At 60.9% G+C, this 14,786-nt stretch carries 16 protein-coding genes; 7 read left to right on the top strand and 9 right to left on the bottom strand.

Annotated elements, in window-relative coordinates; all coding sequences use genetic code 11:
- Window positions 1-21: 21 nt before the first annotated feature.
- Complete coding sequence (prpB, locus tag ACF8RA_RS14835) at window positions 22-912, bottom strand: methylisocitrate lyase (protein WP_012053054.1); 891 nt, start codon at window positions 910-912, stop codon at window positions 22-24.
- Window positions 909-1,625 carry a GntR family transcriptional regulator gene (locus ACF8RA_RS14830; protein WP_392519306.1) on the bottom strand — a complete coding sequence of 239 codons (717 nt, stop codon included), beginning with the start codon at window positions 1,623-1,625 and terminating at the stop codon, window positions 909-911. The genes prpB and ACF8RA_RS14830 overlap by 4 nt, the downstream gene beginning before the upstream one ends.
- A gap of 306 nt (window positions 1,626-1,931) precedes the next feature.
- On the opposite strand from ACF8RA_RS14830, the gene ACF8RA_RS14825 reads away from it, so the two are divergent.
- The 5 genes from ACF8RA_RS14825 (at window position 1,932) to ACF8RA_RS14805 (ending at window position 7,342) form a co-directional block, all read left to right on the top strand.
- On the top strand, window positions 1,932-2,468 hold the full coding sequence (locus tag ACF8RA_RS14825; protein WP_021782881.1) for an ATP-dependent zinc protease: 537 nt from the start codon (window positions 1,932-1,934) through the stop codon (window positions 2,466-2,468).
- Between the two features lie 5 nt (window positions 2,469-2,473).
- Entirely contained in the window at window positions 2,474-4,009 is a 1,536-nt protein-coding gene (locus tag ACF8RA_RS14820; protein ID WP_176683934.1) for an inactive transglutaminase family protein, read from the top strand.
- A complete protein-coding gene (locus ACF8RA_RS14815) occupies window positions 4,009-4,989 on the top strand; it encodes an alpha-L-glutamate ligase-like protein (RefSeq protein ID WP_176683935.1) in 981 nt (326 codons plus the stop codon). The genes ACF8RA_RS14820 and ACF8RA_RS14815 overlap by 1 nt, the downstream gene beginning before the upstream one ends.
- A gap of 199 nt (window positions 4,990-5,188) precedes the next feature.
- Window positions 5,189-6,529, top strand: a complete 1,341-nt coding sequence (gene pabB, locus ACF8RA_RS14810) for an aminodeoxychorismate synthase component I (RefSeq protein ID WP_392460389.1) — start codon at window positions 5,189-5,191, stop codon at window positions 6,527-6,529.
- Window positions 6,530-6,607: 78 nt separating this feature from the next.
- Window positions 6,608-7,342, top strand: a complete 735-nt coding sequence (locus ACF8RA_RS14805) for a phosphoadenylyl-sulfate reductase (RefSeq protein ID WP_003250299.1) — start codon at window positions 6,608-6,610, stop codon at window positions 7,340-7,342.
- 168 nt (window positions 7,343-7,510) lie between these two features.
- Here the strand turns inward: ACF8RA_RS14805 and cysB are convergent, their stop codons facing one another.
- From cysB to ACF8RA_RS14790, 3 genes are all read right to left on the bottom strand, one after another.
- On the bottom strand, window positions 7,511-8,485 hold the full coding sequence (gene cysB, locus ACF8RA_RS14800; RefSeq protein ID WP_010953293.1) for an HTH-type transcriptional regulator CysB: 975 nt from the start codon (window positions 8,483-8,485) through the stop codon (window positions 7,511-7,513).
- A gap of 128 nt (window positions 8,486-8,613) precedes the next feature.
- A complete protein-coding gene (locus ACF8RA_RS14795) occupies window positions 8,614-9,111 on the bottom strand; it encodes a universal stress protein (protein ID WP_176683937.1) in 498 nt (165 codons plus the stop codon).
- A 124-nt stretch (window positions 9,112-9,235) separates the two neighbouring features.
- The gene (locus tag ACF8RA_RS14790) at window positions 9,236-10,183 is read right to left on the bottom strand and encodes a putative 2-dehydropantoate 2-reductase (protein WP_209964880.1); all 948 of its coding nucleotides are present in this window, start codon (window positions 10,181-10,183) and stop codon (window positions 9,236-9,238) included.
- A 232-nt stretch (window positions 10,184-10,415) separates the two neighbouring features.
- On the opposite strand from ACF8RA_RS14790, the gene ACF8RA_RS14785 reads away from it, so the two are divergent.
- Entirely contained in the window at window positions 10,416-11,492 is a 1,077-nt protein-coding gene (locus ACF8RA_RS14785; protein WP_176683939.1) for a 3-deoxy-7-phosphoheptulonate synthase, read from the top strand.
- Between the two features lie 69 nt (window positions 11,493-11,561).
- On the opposite strand, the gene ACF8RA_RS14780 is transcribed toward ACF8RA_RS14785, so the two are convergent.
- Window positions 11,562-11,843 carry a GNAT family N-acetyltransferase gene (locus ACF8RA_RS14780; protein WP_003250290.1) on the bottom strand — a complete coding sequence of 94 codons (282 nt, stop codon included), beginning with the start codon at window positions 11,841-11,843 and terminating at the stop codon, window positions 11,562-11,564.
- A gap of 507 nt (window positions 11,844-12,350) precedes the next feature.
- Between ACF8RA_RS14780 and ACF8RA_RS14775 the strand changes: the two genes are divergently transcribed.
- Complete coding sequence (locus tag ACF8RA_RS14775; protein WP_003250288.1) at window positions 12,351-12,602, top strand: Lpp/OprI family alanine-zipper lipoprotein; 252 nt, start codon at window positions 12,351-12,353, stop codon at window positions 12,600-12,602.
- A 132-nt stretch (window positions 12,603-12,734) separates the two neighbouring features.
- Here the strand turns inward: ACF8RA_RS14775 and ACF8RA_RS14770 are convergent, their stop codons facing one another.
- The 3 genes from ACF8RA_RS14770 to ACF8RA_RS14760 all read right to left on the bottom strand — a co-directional run bounded on the left by ACF8RA_RS14770 (window position 12,735) and on the right by ACF8RA_RS14760 (window position 14,780).
- Window positions 12,735-13,712 carry a L,D-transpeptidase family protein gene (locus ACF8RA_RS14770; RefSeq protein ID WP_176683940.1) on the bottom strand — a complete coding sequence of 326 codons (978 nt, stop codon included), beginning with the start codon at window positions 13,710-13,712 and terminating at the stop codon, window positions 12,735-12,737.
- A gap of 113 nt (window positions 13,713-13,825) precedes the next feature.
- Complete coding sequence (locus ACF8RA_RS14765; RefSeq protein WP_003250283.1) at window positions 13,826-14,116, bottom strand: hypothetical protein; 291 nt, start codon at window positions 14,114-14,116, stop codon at window positions 13,826-13,828.
- 58 nt (window positions 14,117-14,174) lie between these two features.
- Window positions 14,175-14,780 carry an arylesterase gene (locus ACF8RA_RS14760; protein ID WP_176683941.1) on the bottom strand — a complete coding sequence of 202 codons (606 nt, stop codon included), beginning with the start codon at window positions 14,778-14,780 and terminating at the stop codon, window positions 14,175-14,177.
- Window positions 14,781-14,786: the final 6 nt, after the last annotated feature.

The following is a 14,786-nucleotide window of genomic DNA, read 5'->3' as shown; positions in this document are numbered from 1 at the left end:
GGCTAATTCGGGAGTTGGCGCTTAGCCCTTCTTCTGGGCAAACAGTGCATCGAGGCTCTGCTCGAAGGCGTGATAACCAATGGCATCGTAGAGCTCCATGCGGGTCTGCATGGTGTCGATCACGTTCTTCTGCGTGCCGTCACGGCGCAGCGCGGTGTACACGTTCTCAGCCGCCTTGTTCATGGCGCGGAACGCCGAAAGCGGGTACAGCACCAACGACACGTCGACCGAGGCCAGCTCTTCGGTTGTATAAAGCGGCGTGGCACCGAACTCGGTGATGTTGGCCAGGATAGGTGCCTTCACCCGATCAGCGAAGGTCTTGTACATCTGCAGCTCGGTGATGGCTTCCGGGAAGATCATGTCGGCGCCAGCTTCGACGCACGCCTCGGCACGGTCCAGGGCGGCGTTCAGGCCTTCGACGGCCAGCGCGTCGGTACGCGCCATGATCACGAAACTGTCATCGCTGCGGGCATCGACGGCAGCCTTGATACGGTCGACCATTTCCTGCTGGCTGACAATTTCCTTGTTGGGACGGTGGCCACAACGCTTGGCGCCAACCTGGTCCTCGATGTGGATGGCGGCAGCGCCGAACTTGCTCATCGAACGCACGGTACGGGCGACGTTGAAGGCCGAAGCGCCGAAGCCGGTGTCGACATCCACCAGCAGCGGCAGGTCGCACACGTCGGTGATACGACGCACGTCGGTGAGCACGTCGTCCAGGCCAGTGATGCCCAGGTCTGGCAGGCCCAGGGAGCCGGCGGCCACGCCGCCACCAGACAGGTAGATGGCCTTGAAGCCGGCACGCTTGGCCAGCAGGGCATGGTTGGCATTGATGGCGCCAACCACCTGCAGCGGATGTTCAGCGGCAACGGCGTCACGGAAACGCTGACCGGGGGTGCTCTTGACTGTCATTTCTCACCTCGTGTGCTGTTGTTGTGGGCGTCCAGGTAGTGACGCTCGATATTGCGCTTGGACGCGCCGATGTGACGACGCATCAGCAGTTCGGCCAGTTCGCCGTCGCGGTCGGCGATTGCATCAAGAATGCGATGGTGCTCGGCAAAGGCCTGGCGTGGCCGGTTGGGCGTGGCAGAGAACTGGATACGGTACATGCGCACCAGTTGGTACAGTTCGCCGCAGAGCATCTTGACCAGGGTCTGGTTGCCGCTACCCTGAATAATCCGGTAATGGAAGTCGTAGTCGCCTTCCTGCTGGTAGTAGCCCAGGCCCGCCTGGAACGCAGCGTCGCGCTCATGGGTGTCGAGCACCCGGCGCAGTTCGTCGATGTCAGCCTGGCTCATGCGTTTAGCGGCAAGGCGGCAGGCCATGCCTTCCAGCGACTCACGGATTTCGTACAGCTCGATCAGCTCGGCGTGATTGAGCGATACCACCCGCGCGCCCACATGCGGCACGCGCACCAGCAGGCGTTGGCCTTCAAGGCGGTGAATAGCCTCGCGTAGCGGCCCACGGCTGATGCCATAGGTGCGCGCCAACTCCGGCTCGGAAATTTTGCTACCGGGGGCGATATCACCCTTGACAATGGCCGCCTGGATGCGCCGGAAGACGTTTTCGGAGAGGGTTTCCGTTTCGTCTGCCAGCACCGGCCCGGGGGTGGAAAGGTCCTGCATATTGTCGACACCTTTTAAAACTACTCGTCAGAAACTAGCTAAATGAGACCGCCAAGTCAAAGACAAAATGAATATTGTCGACAATCGTCTAATCGCGAACTATCACCACTTCTACGCTGTCAGATCGCGCACCGCTGGCGTCAAGACGTCGGCGTGATAGAATGCCGCGCCTCCGATGGGGTATGGATAGCCTGTCTGTCATGCATGCATGCTTGTTGACAGATAAACGAGGAAGCTTGCGCAGTAATTGCCAGTCTTCTTGCCCTGAACCTTGCCTAGAACCTTGCAAAGCACCGCGCCAGGAATATGAGACTTACACCCGTTTTATTGCTGTTATGCCTCACCCTGCTGCCGGCCCTTGGCCAGGCTGCGGGCAAGACCGTGTATGGTCTCAACGAATACGCGCATCTGGGCGACCTGGATCTGGAAGTGGCCGCCAAGCTCGACACCGGCGCCAAGACCGCATCGCTCAGCGCCCGCGACATCAAACGGTTCAAGCGCAATGGCGAAAGCTGGGTACGCTTCTACCTCGCGATCGATGCGGCCCATTCGCACCCGATCGAACGCCCACTGGCACGCGTCAGCAAGATCAAGCGCCGGGCTGGCGACTATGATGCCGAATCGGGCAAGGCCTACACGGCCCGTCCGGTCATCGAACTCGAAATCTGCATGGGCCAGGCCAGACGCACCATCGAAGTCAACCTCACCGACCGCAGCGCCTTCCAGTTCCCGCTGCTGATCGGCTCCGAGGCGCTCAAGCACTTCGACGCACTGGTTGACCCAAGCCTTAAATACGCGGCCGGCAAACCTGCCTGTGCCACCGACGCTCCCAAAGCAGAGTAATCCCGATGCGCTCTCTTACCCTCCATCTGAAAGCCCTGATCACCGTGCTGGTGCTATTGGGCGTGGCGGTCACGGCTTATCAGATCTTCGTGCTCGGCATCCCGGTGACCGAGGATGAAACCGACGACCTGTGGAACATCGACGCCAAGGTCGAGTTCGTGGCCAACAGCAAGGATCCGGTCAAGGTGCAGATGTTCGTGCCACCGCTGAACCGCGACTACGTCAGCCTCAACGAGAGCTTCATCTCCAACAACTACGGGGTCAGCATCAACCGTGCAGACGGCAACCGGAAGGTTACCTGGTCGGCACGTCGCGCCAGTGGCAAACAGACCCTCTACTACCGCCTGGTACTGACCAAGCGCTACAGCAGCGAGAAGACCAAGGTCAAAGGCCCGACCTTCCGTGACAGCCTGGCCGTCGAAGGCCCCGAAAAGATCGCCGCCGAAGCGCTGATGGCGCCTATACGTCAGCACTCGGCTGACGTCGAGACCTTCGTCAGCGAGACCATCAAGCGGGTCAACAACCTAAACGACGACAACGTCAAGCTACTGCTGGCCGGCGACACTTCGGCGATGAAGAAAGCCGAGGTCATCGACCTGCTGCTGTCGATCGCCCACGTGCCAATGGAACGGGTGCACACCATCCGCCTGCTGGCCGACACCCCGCAAACCCCGGAGCTGTGGTTGCGCAGCTTCAACGGTGACGACTGGCTGTACTTCAACCCGGACACCGGTGAGCAAGGCCTGCCGAGCGACCGCCTGCTGTGGTGGACCGGTGACGACAACCTGATCACCGTCGATGGCGGCAAGAAGGCCAACGTCACCTTCAGCATGAACAACAGCGAGATGAACGCCATCCGCCTGGCCAAGCTGACCGACGAGAACACTGACGCCGACTTCCTCGAATACTCGCTGTACGGCCTGCCGCTGCAAACCCAGCAGACCTTCATGATCATGGTCATGATCCCGATCGGCGTGCTGGTGATCCTGGTGCTGCGCAACCTGATCGGTATCCAGACCCTGGGCACATTCACACCGGTGCTGATTGCCCTGGCGTTCCGCGAAACCCAGCTGGGCTTTGGTATTGTGCTGTTCACGGTGATCACTGCCCTGGGCCTGTCGCTGCGCTCGTATCTGGAACACCTCAAGCTGCAGATGCTGCCACGCCTGTCGGTGGTATTGACCTTTGTCGTGGTGCTGATTGCCGCCATCAGTCTGTTCAGCCACAAGCTGGGCCTTGAACGCGGACTGTCGGTAGCACTGTTCCCCATGGTGATCCTGACCATGACCATCGAACGCCTGTCGATCACCTGGGAGGAGCGTGGTGGTGGACATGCCATGAAAGTGGCCGTCGGCACCCTGTTCGCCGCTGCCCTGGCACACCTGCTGATGATGGTGCCGGAACTGGTGTACTTCGTGTTCACCTTCCCGGCGGTGCTGCTGATCCTGGTGGGCTTCATGCTGGCGATGGGCCGTTATCGCGGCTACCGCCTGACCGAGCTCGTGCGCTTCAAGGCTTTCCTGAATAAGGCTGACACCTGATGTTTGGCCTGATCAAGACGTGGAAAGCCCTGGAGGCCCGGGGCATCATGGGGATCAACCGGCGTAACGCGGACTATGTGCTGAAGTACAACAAGCGCAACCTGTACCCGATCGTCGACGACAAGATCATCACCAAGGAACGCGCGCTGGCGGCCGGCATCCATGTGCCGGAAATGTACGGCATCATCGAGACCGAAAAAGAGATCGAGAAGCTCGACCAGATCATTGGCGGGCGCAGCGATTTCGTCATCAAGCCGGCGCAAGGCGCCGGCGGTGATGGCATCCTGGTAATCGCCGACCGCTTCGAGGACCGCTACCGCACGGTGTCGGGCAAGATCATCAGCCATGCGGAAATCGAGCACCAGATTTCCAGCATCCTCACCGGGCTGTACTCTCTCGGCGGGCACCGCGACCGCGCACTGATCGAGTACCGCGTGACCCCGGACCAGATATTCAAGAGCATCAGTTACGAAGGCGTGCCGGACATCCGCATCATCGTGCTGATGGGCTACCCGGTGATGGCCATGCTGCGCCTGCCGACTCGCCAGTCCGGCGGCAAGGCCAACCTGCACCAGGGCGCCATCGGCGTGGGTGTCGACCTGGCCACCGGCGTGACCCTGCGCGGCACCTGGCTGAACAACATCATCAGCAAGCACCCGGACACCACCAACGCGGTGGACGGCGTGCAACTGCCGAACTGGGACGGTTTCATGAAACTGGCCGCTGGCTGCTATGAACTGTGTGGCCTGGGCTATATCGGTGTGGACATGGTGCTTGACCAGGAGAAAGGCCCGCTGATTCTGGAGCTCAACGCCCGCCCGGGGCTGAACATCCAGATTGCCAACGATTGCGGCCTGACTCAACGCACCCATGCCATCGAGGCACACATCGAAGCACTGGCCAAGGAGGGTGTGAGCGAAGACGCCGAGCAGCGGGTACGGGTAGCGCAGGGTTTGTTCGGGCATGTGCCTAACCGCTGAAATACAGGGGCTGCCTTGCAGCCCACTCACAGCACAAGGCTGCCACTGCACGGGGTTCAAGTGCTTCACTCGACCTGCAGGGGCTGCCTTGTGCTGCGCATGGGCCAAACACAGCGTTGAATGTCGTACCCAGCGCTAGGCGCTTTTCCTGCACAGGTCTACAATCGCCCTCCTCGCTTTTACATCGCCGTCCATACTGATGCCGACCTGCACGCTACACCCCCTGCCCTACAAGCCCGACCCTGCCGCCTATTTCGCCCACCTGCGCCAGGCCCCCGGTGCGATCCTGCTCGACAGCGCCCGCCCCGGCGCCGAACGCGGCCGGTTCGACCTGCTCAGCGCATGGCCGCTGCAACAACTGCAGGCGCAGCCCGATGAAGAGGGCCGCGTCTTCCTCCAGCGCCTGCGTGCTGCCCTGGAACAACTGGGCCACGCGGACTTGCCCAACGGTATAGAACTACCCTTCGCCGGCGGCCTGATCGGCTACCTGAGCTACGACTTCGGCCGCCGCCTGGAACACCTGCCAAGTCTGGCCGTGGACGACCTCGGCCTGCCAGACGCACAACTGGGCCTGTATGACTGGGCACTGGTCAGCGATCATCTGCTCGGCACCAGCCAGCTGGTGTTCCACCCGAGCCTGGCAGGCGACAAACGCGAACGCCTGATCAGCCTGTTCCAGGACACCACCGCCACCACCGGCGACTTCCGCCTACTCGCGCCGATGGCCGGTGACCTGGAGCCCGAGCAGTACAAAACAGCTTTCGACCAGGTACAACGCTACATCCAGGCCGGTGACTGCTACCAGATCAACCTCACCCAGCGCTTTCGTGCGCCCTGCCAAGGCGATCCATGGCGGGCCTACCAGGCCCTGCGCCAAGCCTGCCCGACACCCTTCTCCGGCTACCAGCAACTGGCCGACGGCAGTACCCTGCTGAGCTTTTCGCCCGAGCGCTTCATCCGCGTCAGCCAAGGCCAGGTGGAAACCCGGCCGATCAAGGGCACCCGCCCGCGCGCCAGCGACCCGGCTGAAGACAAGCGTAATGCCGAAGAGCTGCTGCACAGCCCAAAGGACCGCTCGGAAAACCTGATGATCGTCGACCTGCTGCGCAACGACCTTGGGCGCACGTGTGAGATCGGTTCAGTGAAGGTCCCGGAACTGTTCAGCTTGGAGAGCTACCCCAACGTGCACCATCTGGTCAGCAGCATCACCGGCCAGCTGGCCAGCGACAAGGATGCGCTGGACCTGATCGGCGACAGCTTCCCAGGCGGCTCGATCACCGGCGCACCGAAAATCCGCGCCATGCAGATCATCGACGAACTGGAACCAGCACGCCGTGCGCTGTACTGCGGCTCGCTGCTGTATGTGGATGTGCGTGGCGAAATGGACAGTTCGATCGCCATTCGCAGCTTGCTGATCAAAGATGGCCAGGTCAGTTGCTGGGGCGGCGGTGCGGTGGTAGCCGATTCGCAGTGGCAGGCCGAATATGAAGAGTCGATAGCCAAAGTGCGGGTGCTGATGCAGACCCTGCAGGGCTTGTAAGCCCTTCTAGACCGCGTTTTTTGTTACCATCACACCACTACGAGCGCACAGCGCCACAGCCAAGATGGAAACCGCCTGATGAGCCAACCCTTCGACGTCGCCGCCCTGGCCGCGACCTATGCCAACAAGTCCCCACAAGACATCCTCAAGCTGGCCTTCGAGCACTTCGGTGATGACCTGTGGATCTCCTTCAGCGGCGCCGAGGATGTGGTGCTGGTCGACATGGCCTGGAAGCTGAACAAGCAGGTAAAGGTATTCAGCCTCGACACTGGGCGCCTGCACCCGGAGACCTACCGGTTCATCGACCAGGTACGCGAACAGTACAACCTGCCGATCGAGATCCTCAGCCCCGACCGCGCCAAGCTCGACCCATTCGTCAAGGAAAAGGGCCTGTTCAGCTTCTACAAGGACGGCCATGGCGAGTGCTGCGGCATTCGCAAGATCGAGCCACTGCGACGCAAGCTGGCCACCGTCAGCGCCTGGGCTACCGGCCAGCGCCGCGACCAAAGCCCCGGCACCCGCAGCCAGGTGGCAGCACTGGAAATCGACAGCGCCTTCTCCACGCCTGAGCGCACGCTGTACAAGTTCAACCCACTGGCGCAGATGAGCAGTGAAGAGGTATGGGGCTATATCCGCATGCTCGAGCTGCCGTACAACAGCCTGCACGAGCGTGGCTTCATCAGCATTGGCTGCGAGCCGTGCACCCGCCCGGTGCTGCCAAACCAGCATGAGCGTGAAGGACGCTGGTGGTGGGAAGAGTCGACACAGAAGGAATGCGGGTTGCATGCGGGCAACCTGATCAGCAAGGCTTGAGCTAGTCCTGGCGCTCTGTAGGAGCGGGTTTACCCGCGAAGAAGACACCGCGGTGGATGGCACGGGCTTCGCCCGTATTCGCGGGCAAGCCCGCTCCCACAAGGATCGCGCCAGCTTTTAGAAATTGAGCTAGACAGTTACTCCCACAGCGGCCCCAGCATTCCCGAATCAGTGCACCGGCAGCTCGACACCTTCGAACAATTCTTCCAGCTCTTGCTTGTTGTGGCACTGAATGGCCTTGGCCATCACTTCACGAGTCAGGTGCGGGGCAAACTTCTCGATGAAGTCGCACATGAAGCCGCGCAGGAAGGTACCACGACGGAAGCCGATCTTGGTGATGCTGGCTTCGAACAGCTCACTGGCATCCAGCGCCACCAAGTCACTGTCGAGCTTGGCGTCCACAGCCATGCCGGCAACGATACCCACGCCCAGCCCCAGGCGTACATAAGTCTTGATCACGTCGGCGTCAGCCGCGGTGAAGACCACTTTTGGCGTGAGGCCGCGGTGATTGAAAGCCTCATCCAGCTTCGAGCGCCCGGTGAAGCCGAACACGTAGGTGACGATCGGGTATTCGGCGACTGCTTCCAGGGTCAATTTCGGCAGCTTGGCCAGCGGGTGACCTTGTGGCACCACGACGCAACGGTTCCACTTGTAGCACGGCATCATGATCAGGTCGCCGAACAGCTCCAGCGCCTCGGTGGCGATGGCGAAGTCGACCGTACCGTCCGCTGCCATCTCGGCAATCTGCATGGGCGAACCTTGGTGCATGTGCAGGGACACTTCCGGATACTGCTTGATGAAGCTGCTGATAACCGGCGGCAACGCATAGCGCGCCTGGGTGTGGGTGGTGGCGATGGACAGCGTGCCCTTCTTCTCGTTGGAGAACTCCTGGGCAATCTGCTTGATGCTCTCGACCTTGCGCAGGATTTCGCCTGCTGTGTTGATGATGCGCTCACCGGCCGGGGTAACGCGGGTCAGATGCTTGCCGCTGCGGGCAAATACTTCAACACCCAATTCGTCTTCGAGCAGGCGGATCTGCTTGCTGATACCTGGCTGGGAGGTATACAGGCTCTGCGCCGTCGCGGAGACATTGAGGTCATGGTGCGCCACTTCCCAGATGTAGCGCAGTTGTTGAAGCTTCATAGGTTTCCCTCGGTTCAGCGATGAGTCCGCGGCAGCAGGCAGCGACGATATATAACTATATTAGTGGTTCTTGAAATAAATCTAGAACTATTTTGTTACATGCCCACGGAGACGGCCTACACCTATCTTCATGCTTTCCTACGCCCCAGATGCTGCGCCAAGGGCACCATGTACACCGGCACCGGCGACAGCTGCAGCAGCCGCACCGCCGTACGCCCCAACGGTACATCCACCCCGGCACCCGCACTGTGGCTACCGAATATCAACAGGTCGACGCTTAGCCGCTGAGCCTGGTCGAGAATCACCTGCGCCGGGTCACCCTGACGCACCCGCACGGCCTTGATCACCGCCAGGTCAGCCTCTTCGCCCAGCTCGTCACGAAAGTTTTCCAGCACACGCTGCTCTATGTTCGCCATCACTGTGTTCACCCCCTGGCGATGCAACTGGTCGAGCGTCTGCTCATCAAGGTAACTTTGCAGGAGGGATTCGGCGAACTGCCCCATCGGCTCTACCGCGTGGATCACATACAGCTCGGCACTGAACGTGCGCGCCAGGGCCAGCGCGTGTTGCATCACGAAAGGGGCGTAGACACCGAGGTCGGTGGCGTACAGCATGGAGCGGATCATTCGACCTCCTCGACTGCCGCAGCGGCAGAGCAAACTTCAGCTTAGCAGCGCGCCGGACGCTCGCTTTGCCGTCCGGCGCGCTGTGGCCGCGGGCTGTAGCGCCCCGCCGAAGCCTCCGCCCCCTTCAGGCAGGCCTGTTGCCGCTGTCGATGAAACTCAGCGCCTGGTACAGCATCTCAATGCGCGGCAGGTTGCAGCCTGCCGCCCGTGCGCGCGCCAGCGGCTCGGCATAGATTGCCCCCAGCTCCAACGGGCGTTTATGGACGTGGTCGTGATACATGCTCGGCCAGTAGTCGGGCATGCGCTCGGTCACCTGGAACAAGTGCTCGGCATAGCCTTCGGGCAGCACATGGCCACAGGCTGCCGCGCCCTGCACCACCTCGGCCATCAAGGCCTGTATCAGCGCGCGGGCATTGCTGTCGGCCATCAGTGGCGAAGTGCTGGCCCCCAGCAGCACCGACAGGCCGTTGTAAGGCACGTTCCACACCAGCTTCTGCCAGCGTGCCAAGGCCAGGTTCGGCATGACCTGCGAGTCGATCCCCGCAGCCTGGAACAACCCGGCGCCTTCATTCACCAGCGCGACACCACAATCGCTGGCCGGCCCGCTGTGATAACCCAGGTTGACCGCACCCAAAGCCTGGTGACGAATGACACCTGGTGCCTGGCGGTTAACGCAGATGAAGCACAGGCCGCCGAGCAGGTGCATGTCGCTCCGCAAGGCCGGACGCAACTGTTCCTCTACACCCAGGCCGTTCTGCAACAGCACCACCTTGGCGCCGGGCGCAGCGGCCTGGACGATCAACGGAGCCAACTGCTCGTTGCTGGTGGCCTTGGCCCCGATCAGGAGCCAGTCACAGGGCGGCATGTCGGTGGCACTGGCATACGCCTGCACCCTCATCTGCAATGCGCCATGCACGGCACTGTCCAGGCTCAGCCCTTGTTCACAAACGGCCTGATACTCACTACGCAACAGAAAATGCACGTCGAAACCGGCCCGGGCCAGCATCAACCCATAAAAGCCACCAATGGCACCGCTGCCGATGATGCCGATGCGAGGGGGGTGAGAATGCATGCCAATCTCCAGGTCTATAGTCAGCGCTCTTTTTACACAGGTTACGCAGCGCTGGGCAGTCCATTCGCACGCAACACCTTCGCTCAGGTAAAAACCCCACAATGACTGGGTCAAGCCCATTGTCGTGCCACCTGTAACGCGCTAAGGTTCGGCTCCCCGCTGCGATTATTCTTGCTGCTGGGCCGCACGGGGTTAGTTGGCGGCCGGCACCCGTGACCTGACGAGTAACACGATGGCTGATTTACCGATCGATGACTTGAACGTTGCCTCCAACGAGACCCTGATCACCCCTGATCAGCTCAAGAAGGAAATCCCCCTCAGCGCCAAGGCCCTGCAGACCGTGACTGCCGGCCGTGAAGTCGTGCGCAATATTCTCGACGGCAAGGACCATCGCCTGTTCGTCGTGGTCGGCCCTTGCTCCATCCACGACATCAAGGCTGCCCACGAATACGCCGAGCGCCTGAAAGTGCTGGCCGAAGAAGTGTCCGATACGCTGTACCTGGTCATGCGCGTGTACTTCGAAAAGCCGCGCACCACCGTCGGCTGGAAAGGGCTGATCAACGACCCGTACCTGGATGACTCGTTCAAGATCCAGGACGGCCTGCACATCGGCCGCAAGTTGCTGCTGGACCTGGCCGAAATGGGCCTGCCGACTGCCACCGAAGCGCTCGACCCGATTTCCCCACAGTACCTGCAAGACCTGATCAGCTGGTCGGCCATCGGGGCCCGCACCACCGAGTCGCAAACACACCGCGAGATGGCCTCGGGCCTGTCCTCGGCGGTGGGCTTCAAGAACGGCACCGACGGCGGCCTGACCGTTGCCATCAATGCCCTGCAGTCGGTGTCCAAGCCGCACCGCTTCCTGGGCATCAACCAGGAAGGCGGCGTGTCGATCGTCACCACCAAGGGCAACCCATACGGCCACGTGGTACTGCGCGGCGGCAATGGCAAGCCGAACTACGACTCGGTCAGCGTCGCCCTGTGCGAACAGGACCTGGCCAAGGCCAAGATCAAGGCCAACATCATGGTCGACTGCAGCCATGCCAACTCCAACAAGGACCCGGCCTTGCAACCGCTGGTGATGGAGAACGTCGCCAACCAGATCCTCGAAGGCAACCAGTCGATCATCGGCCTCATGGTCGAAAGCCACCTGAACTGGGGCTGCCAGTCGATTCCGAAAAACCTGGACGATCTGCAGTATGGGGTGTCGATCACGGACGCCTGCATCGACTGGTCGGCCACCGAGAAAACCCTGCGCAGCATGCATGCCAAGCTCAAGGATGTGCTGCCGCAGCGTAAGCGCAGTTGAATATTGCGCGAACAAAAAACGCCGGGCACTGCCCGGCGTTTTTTGTTGTGTCTGGTACCTGTCGTCAGCTCAGGCCTTGCTCGAATGCCGCTGTTGGCGCTCCATGTAACGTTCCACATACGAGCAAGACGGGATCACCGTGTAGCCCATCTGCTCGGCGTACTCCAGGGCACGCTCGGTCAGGGCGGCAGCAATCCCGCGGCCGCGCAGGGCGTTGGGCACGAAGGTGCGATAGATGTCCAGCGTCTGCTTGCCCAGATCCATGTACGTCAGATAGGCACGATGACCGTCCACATTGGTCTCGAACTGATGACCGGCCTGGTCATGGTGGATGGTCAGCGCTTCGCTCATCACTACTCCTCGCAGGTCTTCTCGGCAGACCCATACCTTAACCGATGGTGGTTTATCCGGCACAGAATCCTCTACGCCACCTGTTGCCGCTTCGACGATTGGACGATTGTAATCGTTCGGATCCTCTGGCACTCACAAGATAGTAGGCACCGCAAGCGGGATTGCTCAAGGTGGTGGCGGTTAAAAATGCTCAAAACGCCGCCCGGGCGACTTTCCCAAGCCCGCCCAACAGCCACCGGATGTTCTAGGGCTTAAGACGCTGATCGACAGTTAAAGTCACCCTTAGTTCAACAAAAAAGTTCCAGTACCACAATCGCTTGCGAACCCTGCACATTTTTTTCACAGACACGTCGCAAATCTTGTCGGCGCAGGGTCAAGCAACATTTTTTTTGCAGTTCTTGCGCTCTGTCAGTTTACTTACTACAAGTAATGGGTACTATGTACGCCGGCCAGTTTCTCTTTCCTGAGAGATGGCTATTTAATAGAAAGTCCTTGAAGGGGAACACGATGAACAACGTTCTGAAATTCTCTGCTCTGGCTCTGGCCGCAGTTCTGGCTACCGGTTGCAGCAGCGTATCCAAAGAAACCGAAGCTCGTCTGACTGCGACTGAAGACGCAGCAGCTCGCGCTCAAGCTCGTGCTGACGAAGCCTACCGTAAGGCTGACGACGCAATGGCAGCCGCTCAGAAGGCTCAGCAGACCGCTGACGAAGCCAACGAGCGCGCTCTGCGTATGCTGGACAAAGCCAGCCGCAAGTAATAATCCTCACGGATTGTTAAGAAGCCGACCCACTTGTGGGTCGGCTTTTTTATTGCCTTTGAAACCGGCAAACGCGGCCAGCAGGTACGAAAAGGCCTGCACTAAGGCAGGCCTGGGTGTGTCGAAATTACCTTACTGCAGTTCGGGCGGAATGCTCGTCACCATCGGTGCGCCCGCCTGGTTATCCACCGGCACGGCAATTTCTACCGGCATACCATCTTCAGCGGCCACCACATCACGCACCATGTCCCAGTTCATGCGTAGGTTATTGGCCAGGTCTTCGCGCTTGAGCAAGGTATTGATAACGGCGGTGTGTTTGTCGACCACCGACGGGTTGCCGTGGTCATCCAGCGGCGTGTGTGCCTCAAGATAGACCTTGCCGCCACTGATACCGAACTTGTAAGGCTCGTTGATGATGCGCACCGGAGTCCCTACCGGCACCATCTTCGACAGTTCAAGCACGTTATTGTTGAACATGCGGAAGCAGCCGTGACTGGTGCGCATGCCAATGCCGAACTTCTTGTTCGAACCATGGATCAGGTAGCCCGGCACGCCCAAGGTGAACTTGAACGGCCCAAGCGGGTTGTCCGGGCCAGCCGGCACGACGGTCGGCAGGATGTCACCGTCAGCTGCGTGCTCTTTGCGAATCGAAGCGGGCGGCGTCCAGGTCGGGTTGGGCGTCTTGGCGGTGATCCTGGTGTTGGCGATCGGCGACCCCCAACCCTCGCGACCAATACCCAGCGGGAAGGTGTACACCACGCTCTGCCCCTTAGGGAAGTAGTACAAGCGGTACTCGGCCAGGTTGATGACGATGCCTTCGCGCGGGCCCGGCGGCAGGACGAAACGGGTCGGCAGGATGATCTCGGTGCCGGCGCCCGGCAGCCAAGGGTCCACGCCCGGGTTGGCGGCGATCATTTCCAGGTAGCCAAGGTCGTTTGCGGTGCCGATATCGGCGAACGTGTCCTCGTACTTTGCCTTGATCACATGCACCTGGCCGACGATGTCTTCACCGGGCGGTGGCAGTGGCAGCTCCAGCGCAGCAGCGGGGCCCGCTACCAACAGGGCGGCCAGGGACAGGCTACGGGTGACGGCAGGAAAGCGCGGCAACATCCGGTAAATCCTTCGAAAGGTGGGTCAAGAGGAACGATTGTACACCCGCGCCGATGCAAGCGGGAGGCATTGGCACGTTGCAAACGTTTCAGATGATGAAAGGCGCTTGTCGTTCAGCTGCCGTGCAGCTCTGGCCACACCGGGCGCATGCCACGTCGCTGGGCATCGAGGATGGCACGGCACAGCTCACACAGGCGGCCATCGCGATAGATCGATCGCGGCACCCCCGACCAACGCGGCTGGGCTGGCAGCAGGCCGCCGCACAAAGTACGGTCGACCGGCACGCCCAGCTCAAGCTGGCGGGCCACGAGGTGGACGCGGATTTCCTGGCAGGCGAACAGGTCGAGCTGCTCATCGGGCTCGATCAGTTGATAGGCATACAGGGACCAGGCAGGGCGCGGCATTTGGAGCACTCGAAACGGGGGGCGCAACATTAGCCGAAAGGCGTCCCCGTTTAAAGCGTCACAGCAAGGGTTTTATCGCTGGCCAGGCATTTTCCAGCAGCCGCTGCTGAGCACCCTGGGCCGGATGGATGCCATCAGCCTGCATCAACTCAGGTACACCCCCTACCCCTTCGAGGAAAAACGGCACCAAAGGAACCTGTTTGTCCACCGCCAGCTGTTCATACACCTTGGCAAATGCAGTGGTGTAACGCACACCATAATTGGGCGGCAGGCGCATGCCCAAGAGCAGCACCTTGGCACCTGCCTCGCGCGAGTGCTCGATCATCGAGGCAAGATTTTGTTGCAATTGAGCAGGCGGCTGCCCGCGCAGACCATCGTTGCCGCCCAGCTCCAGCACCACCAGGCTTGGTTTATGTGCTGCAAGCAGCGCCGGCAGCCGCGCCTGGCCGCCTGCGCTGGTGTCGCCACTGATCGACGCATTGACCACTTTATCGTCAAAACCTTCCTCCCTGAGGCGGGCCTGCAAGAGAGACACCCAGCCCTGGCGGCTATCCAGGCCAAAACCGGCGCTGATACTATCGCCAACAATCAGCAGTGTTCCTGCCGCTGCGCTCTGGGCCAGGCAATACAGGGCCAGACCGGCACTCAACCACCACACTCGCATCGGATT

This window comes from Pseudomonas sp. FYR_5 (assembly GCF_043106315.1).
Taxonomy (GTDB): Bacteria; Pseudomonadota; Gammaproteobacteria; order Pseudomonadales; family Pseudomonadaceae; genus Aquipseudomonas; species Aquipseudomonas putida_Y.
Note: the sequence above shows the minus strand (reverse complement) of the source record. Positions and strands in the feature narration are given on the sequence as shown.

Excerpts from the sequence above, each read along its gene's own strand:
- prpB (WP_012053054.1), bottom strand. The coding sequence starts at position 912 with ATGACAGTCAAGAGCACCCCCGGTCAGCGTTTCCGTGACGCCGTTGCC.
- ACF8RA_RS14830 (WP_392519306.1), bottom strand. The coding sequence starts at position 1,625 with ATGCAGGACCTTTCCACCCCCGGGCCGGTGCTGGCAGACGAAACGGAA.
- ACF8RA_RS14825 (WP_021782881.1), top strand. The coding sequence starts at position 1,932 with ATGAGACTTACACCCGTTTTATTGCTGTTATGCCTCACCCTGCTGCCG.
- ACF8RA_RS14820 (WP_176683934.1), top strand. The coding sequence starts at position 2,474 with ATGCGCTCTCTTACCCTCCATCTGAAAGCCCTGATCACCGTGCTGGTG.
- ACF8RA_RS14815 (WP_176683935.1), top strand. The coding sequence starts at position 4,009 with ATGTTTGGCCTGATCAAGACGTGGAAAGCCCTGGAGGCCCGGGGCATC.
- pabB (WP_392460389.1), top strand. The coding sequence starts at position 5,189 with ATGCCGACCTGCACGCTACACCCCCTGCCCTACAAGCCCGACCCTGCC.
- ACF8RA_RS14805 (WP_003250299.1), top strand. The coding sequence starts at position 6,608 with ATGAGCCAACCCTTCGACGTCGCCGCCCTGGCCGCGACCTATGCCAAC.
- cysB (WP_010953293.1), bottom strand. The coding sequence starts at position 8,485 with ATGAAGCTTCAACAACTGCGCTACATCTGGGAAGTGGCGCACCATGAC.
- ACF8RA_RS14795 (WP_176683937.1), bottom strand. The coding sequence starts at position 9,111 with ATGATCCGCTCCATGCTGTACGCCACCGACCTCGGTGTCTACGCCCCT.
- ACF8RA_RS14790 (WP_209964880.1), bottom strand. The coding sequence starts at position 10,183 with ATGCATTCTCACCCCCCTCGCATCGGCATCATCGGCAGCGGTGCCATT.
- ACF8RA_RS14785 (WP_176683939.1), top strand. The coding sequence starts at position 10,416 with ATGGCTGATTTACCGATCGATGACTTGAACGTTGCCTCCAACGAGACC.
- ACF8RA_RS14780 (WP_003250290.1), bottom strand. The coding sequence starts at position 11,843 with ATGAGCGAAGCGCTGACCATCCACCATGACCAGGCCGGTCATCAGTTC.
- ACF8RA_RS14775 (WP_003250288.1), top strand. The coding sequence starts at position 12,351 with ATGAACAACGTTCTGAAATTCTCTGCTCTGGCTCTGGCCGCAGTTCTG.
- ACF8RA_RS14770 (WP_176683940.1), bottom strand. The coding sequence starts at position 13,712 with ATGTTGCCGCGCTTTCCTGCCGTCACCCGTAGCCTGTCCCTGGCCGCC.
- ACF8RA_RS14765 (WP_003250283.1), bottom strand. The coding sequence starts at position 14,116 with ATGCCGCGCCCTGCCTGGTCCCTGTATGCCTATCAACTGATCGAGCCC.
- ACF8RA_RS14760 (WP_176683941.1), bottom strand. The coding sequence starts at position 14,780 with ATGCGAGTGTGGTGGTTGAGTGCCGGTCTGGCCCTGTATTGCCTGGCC.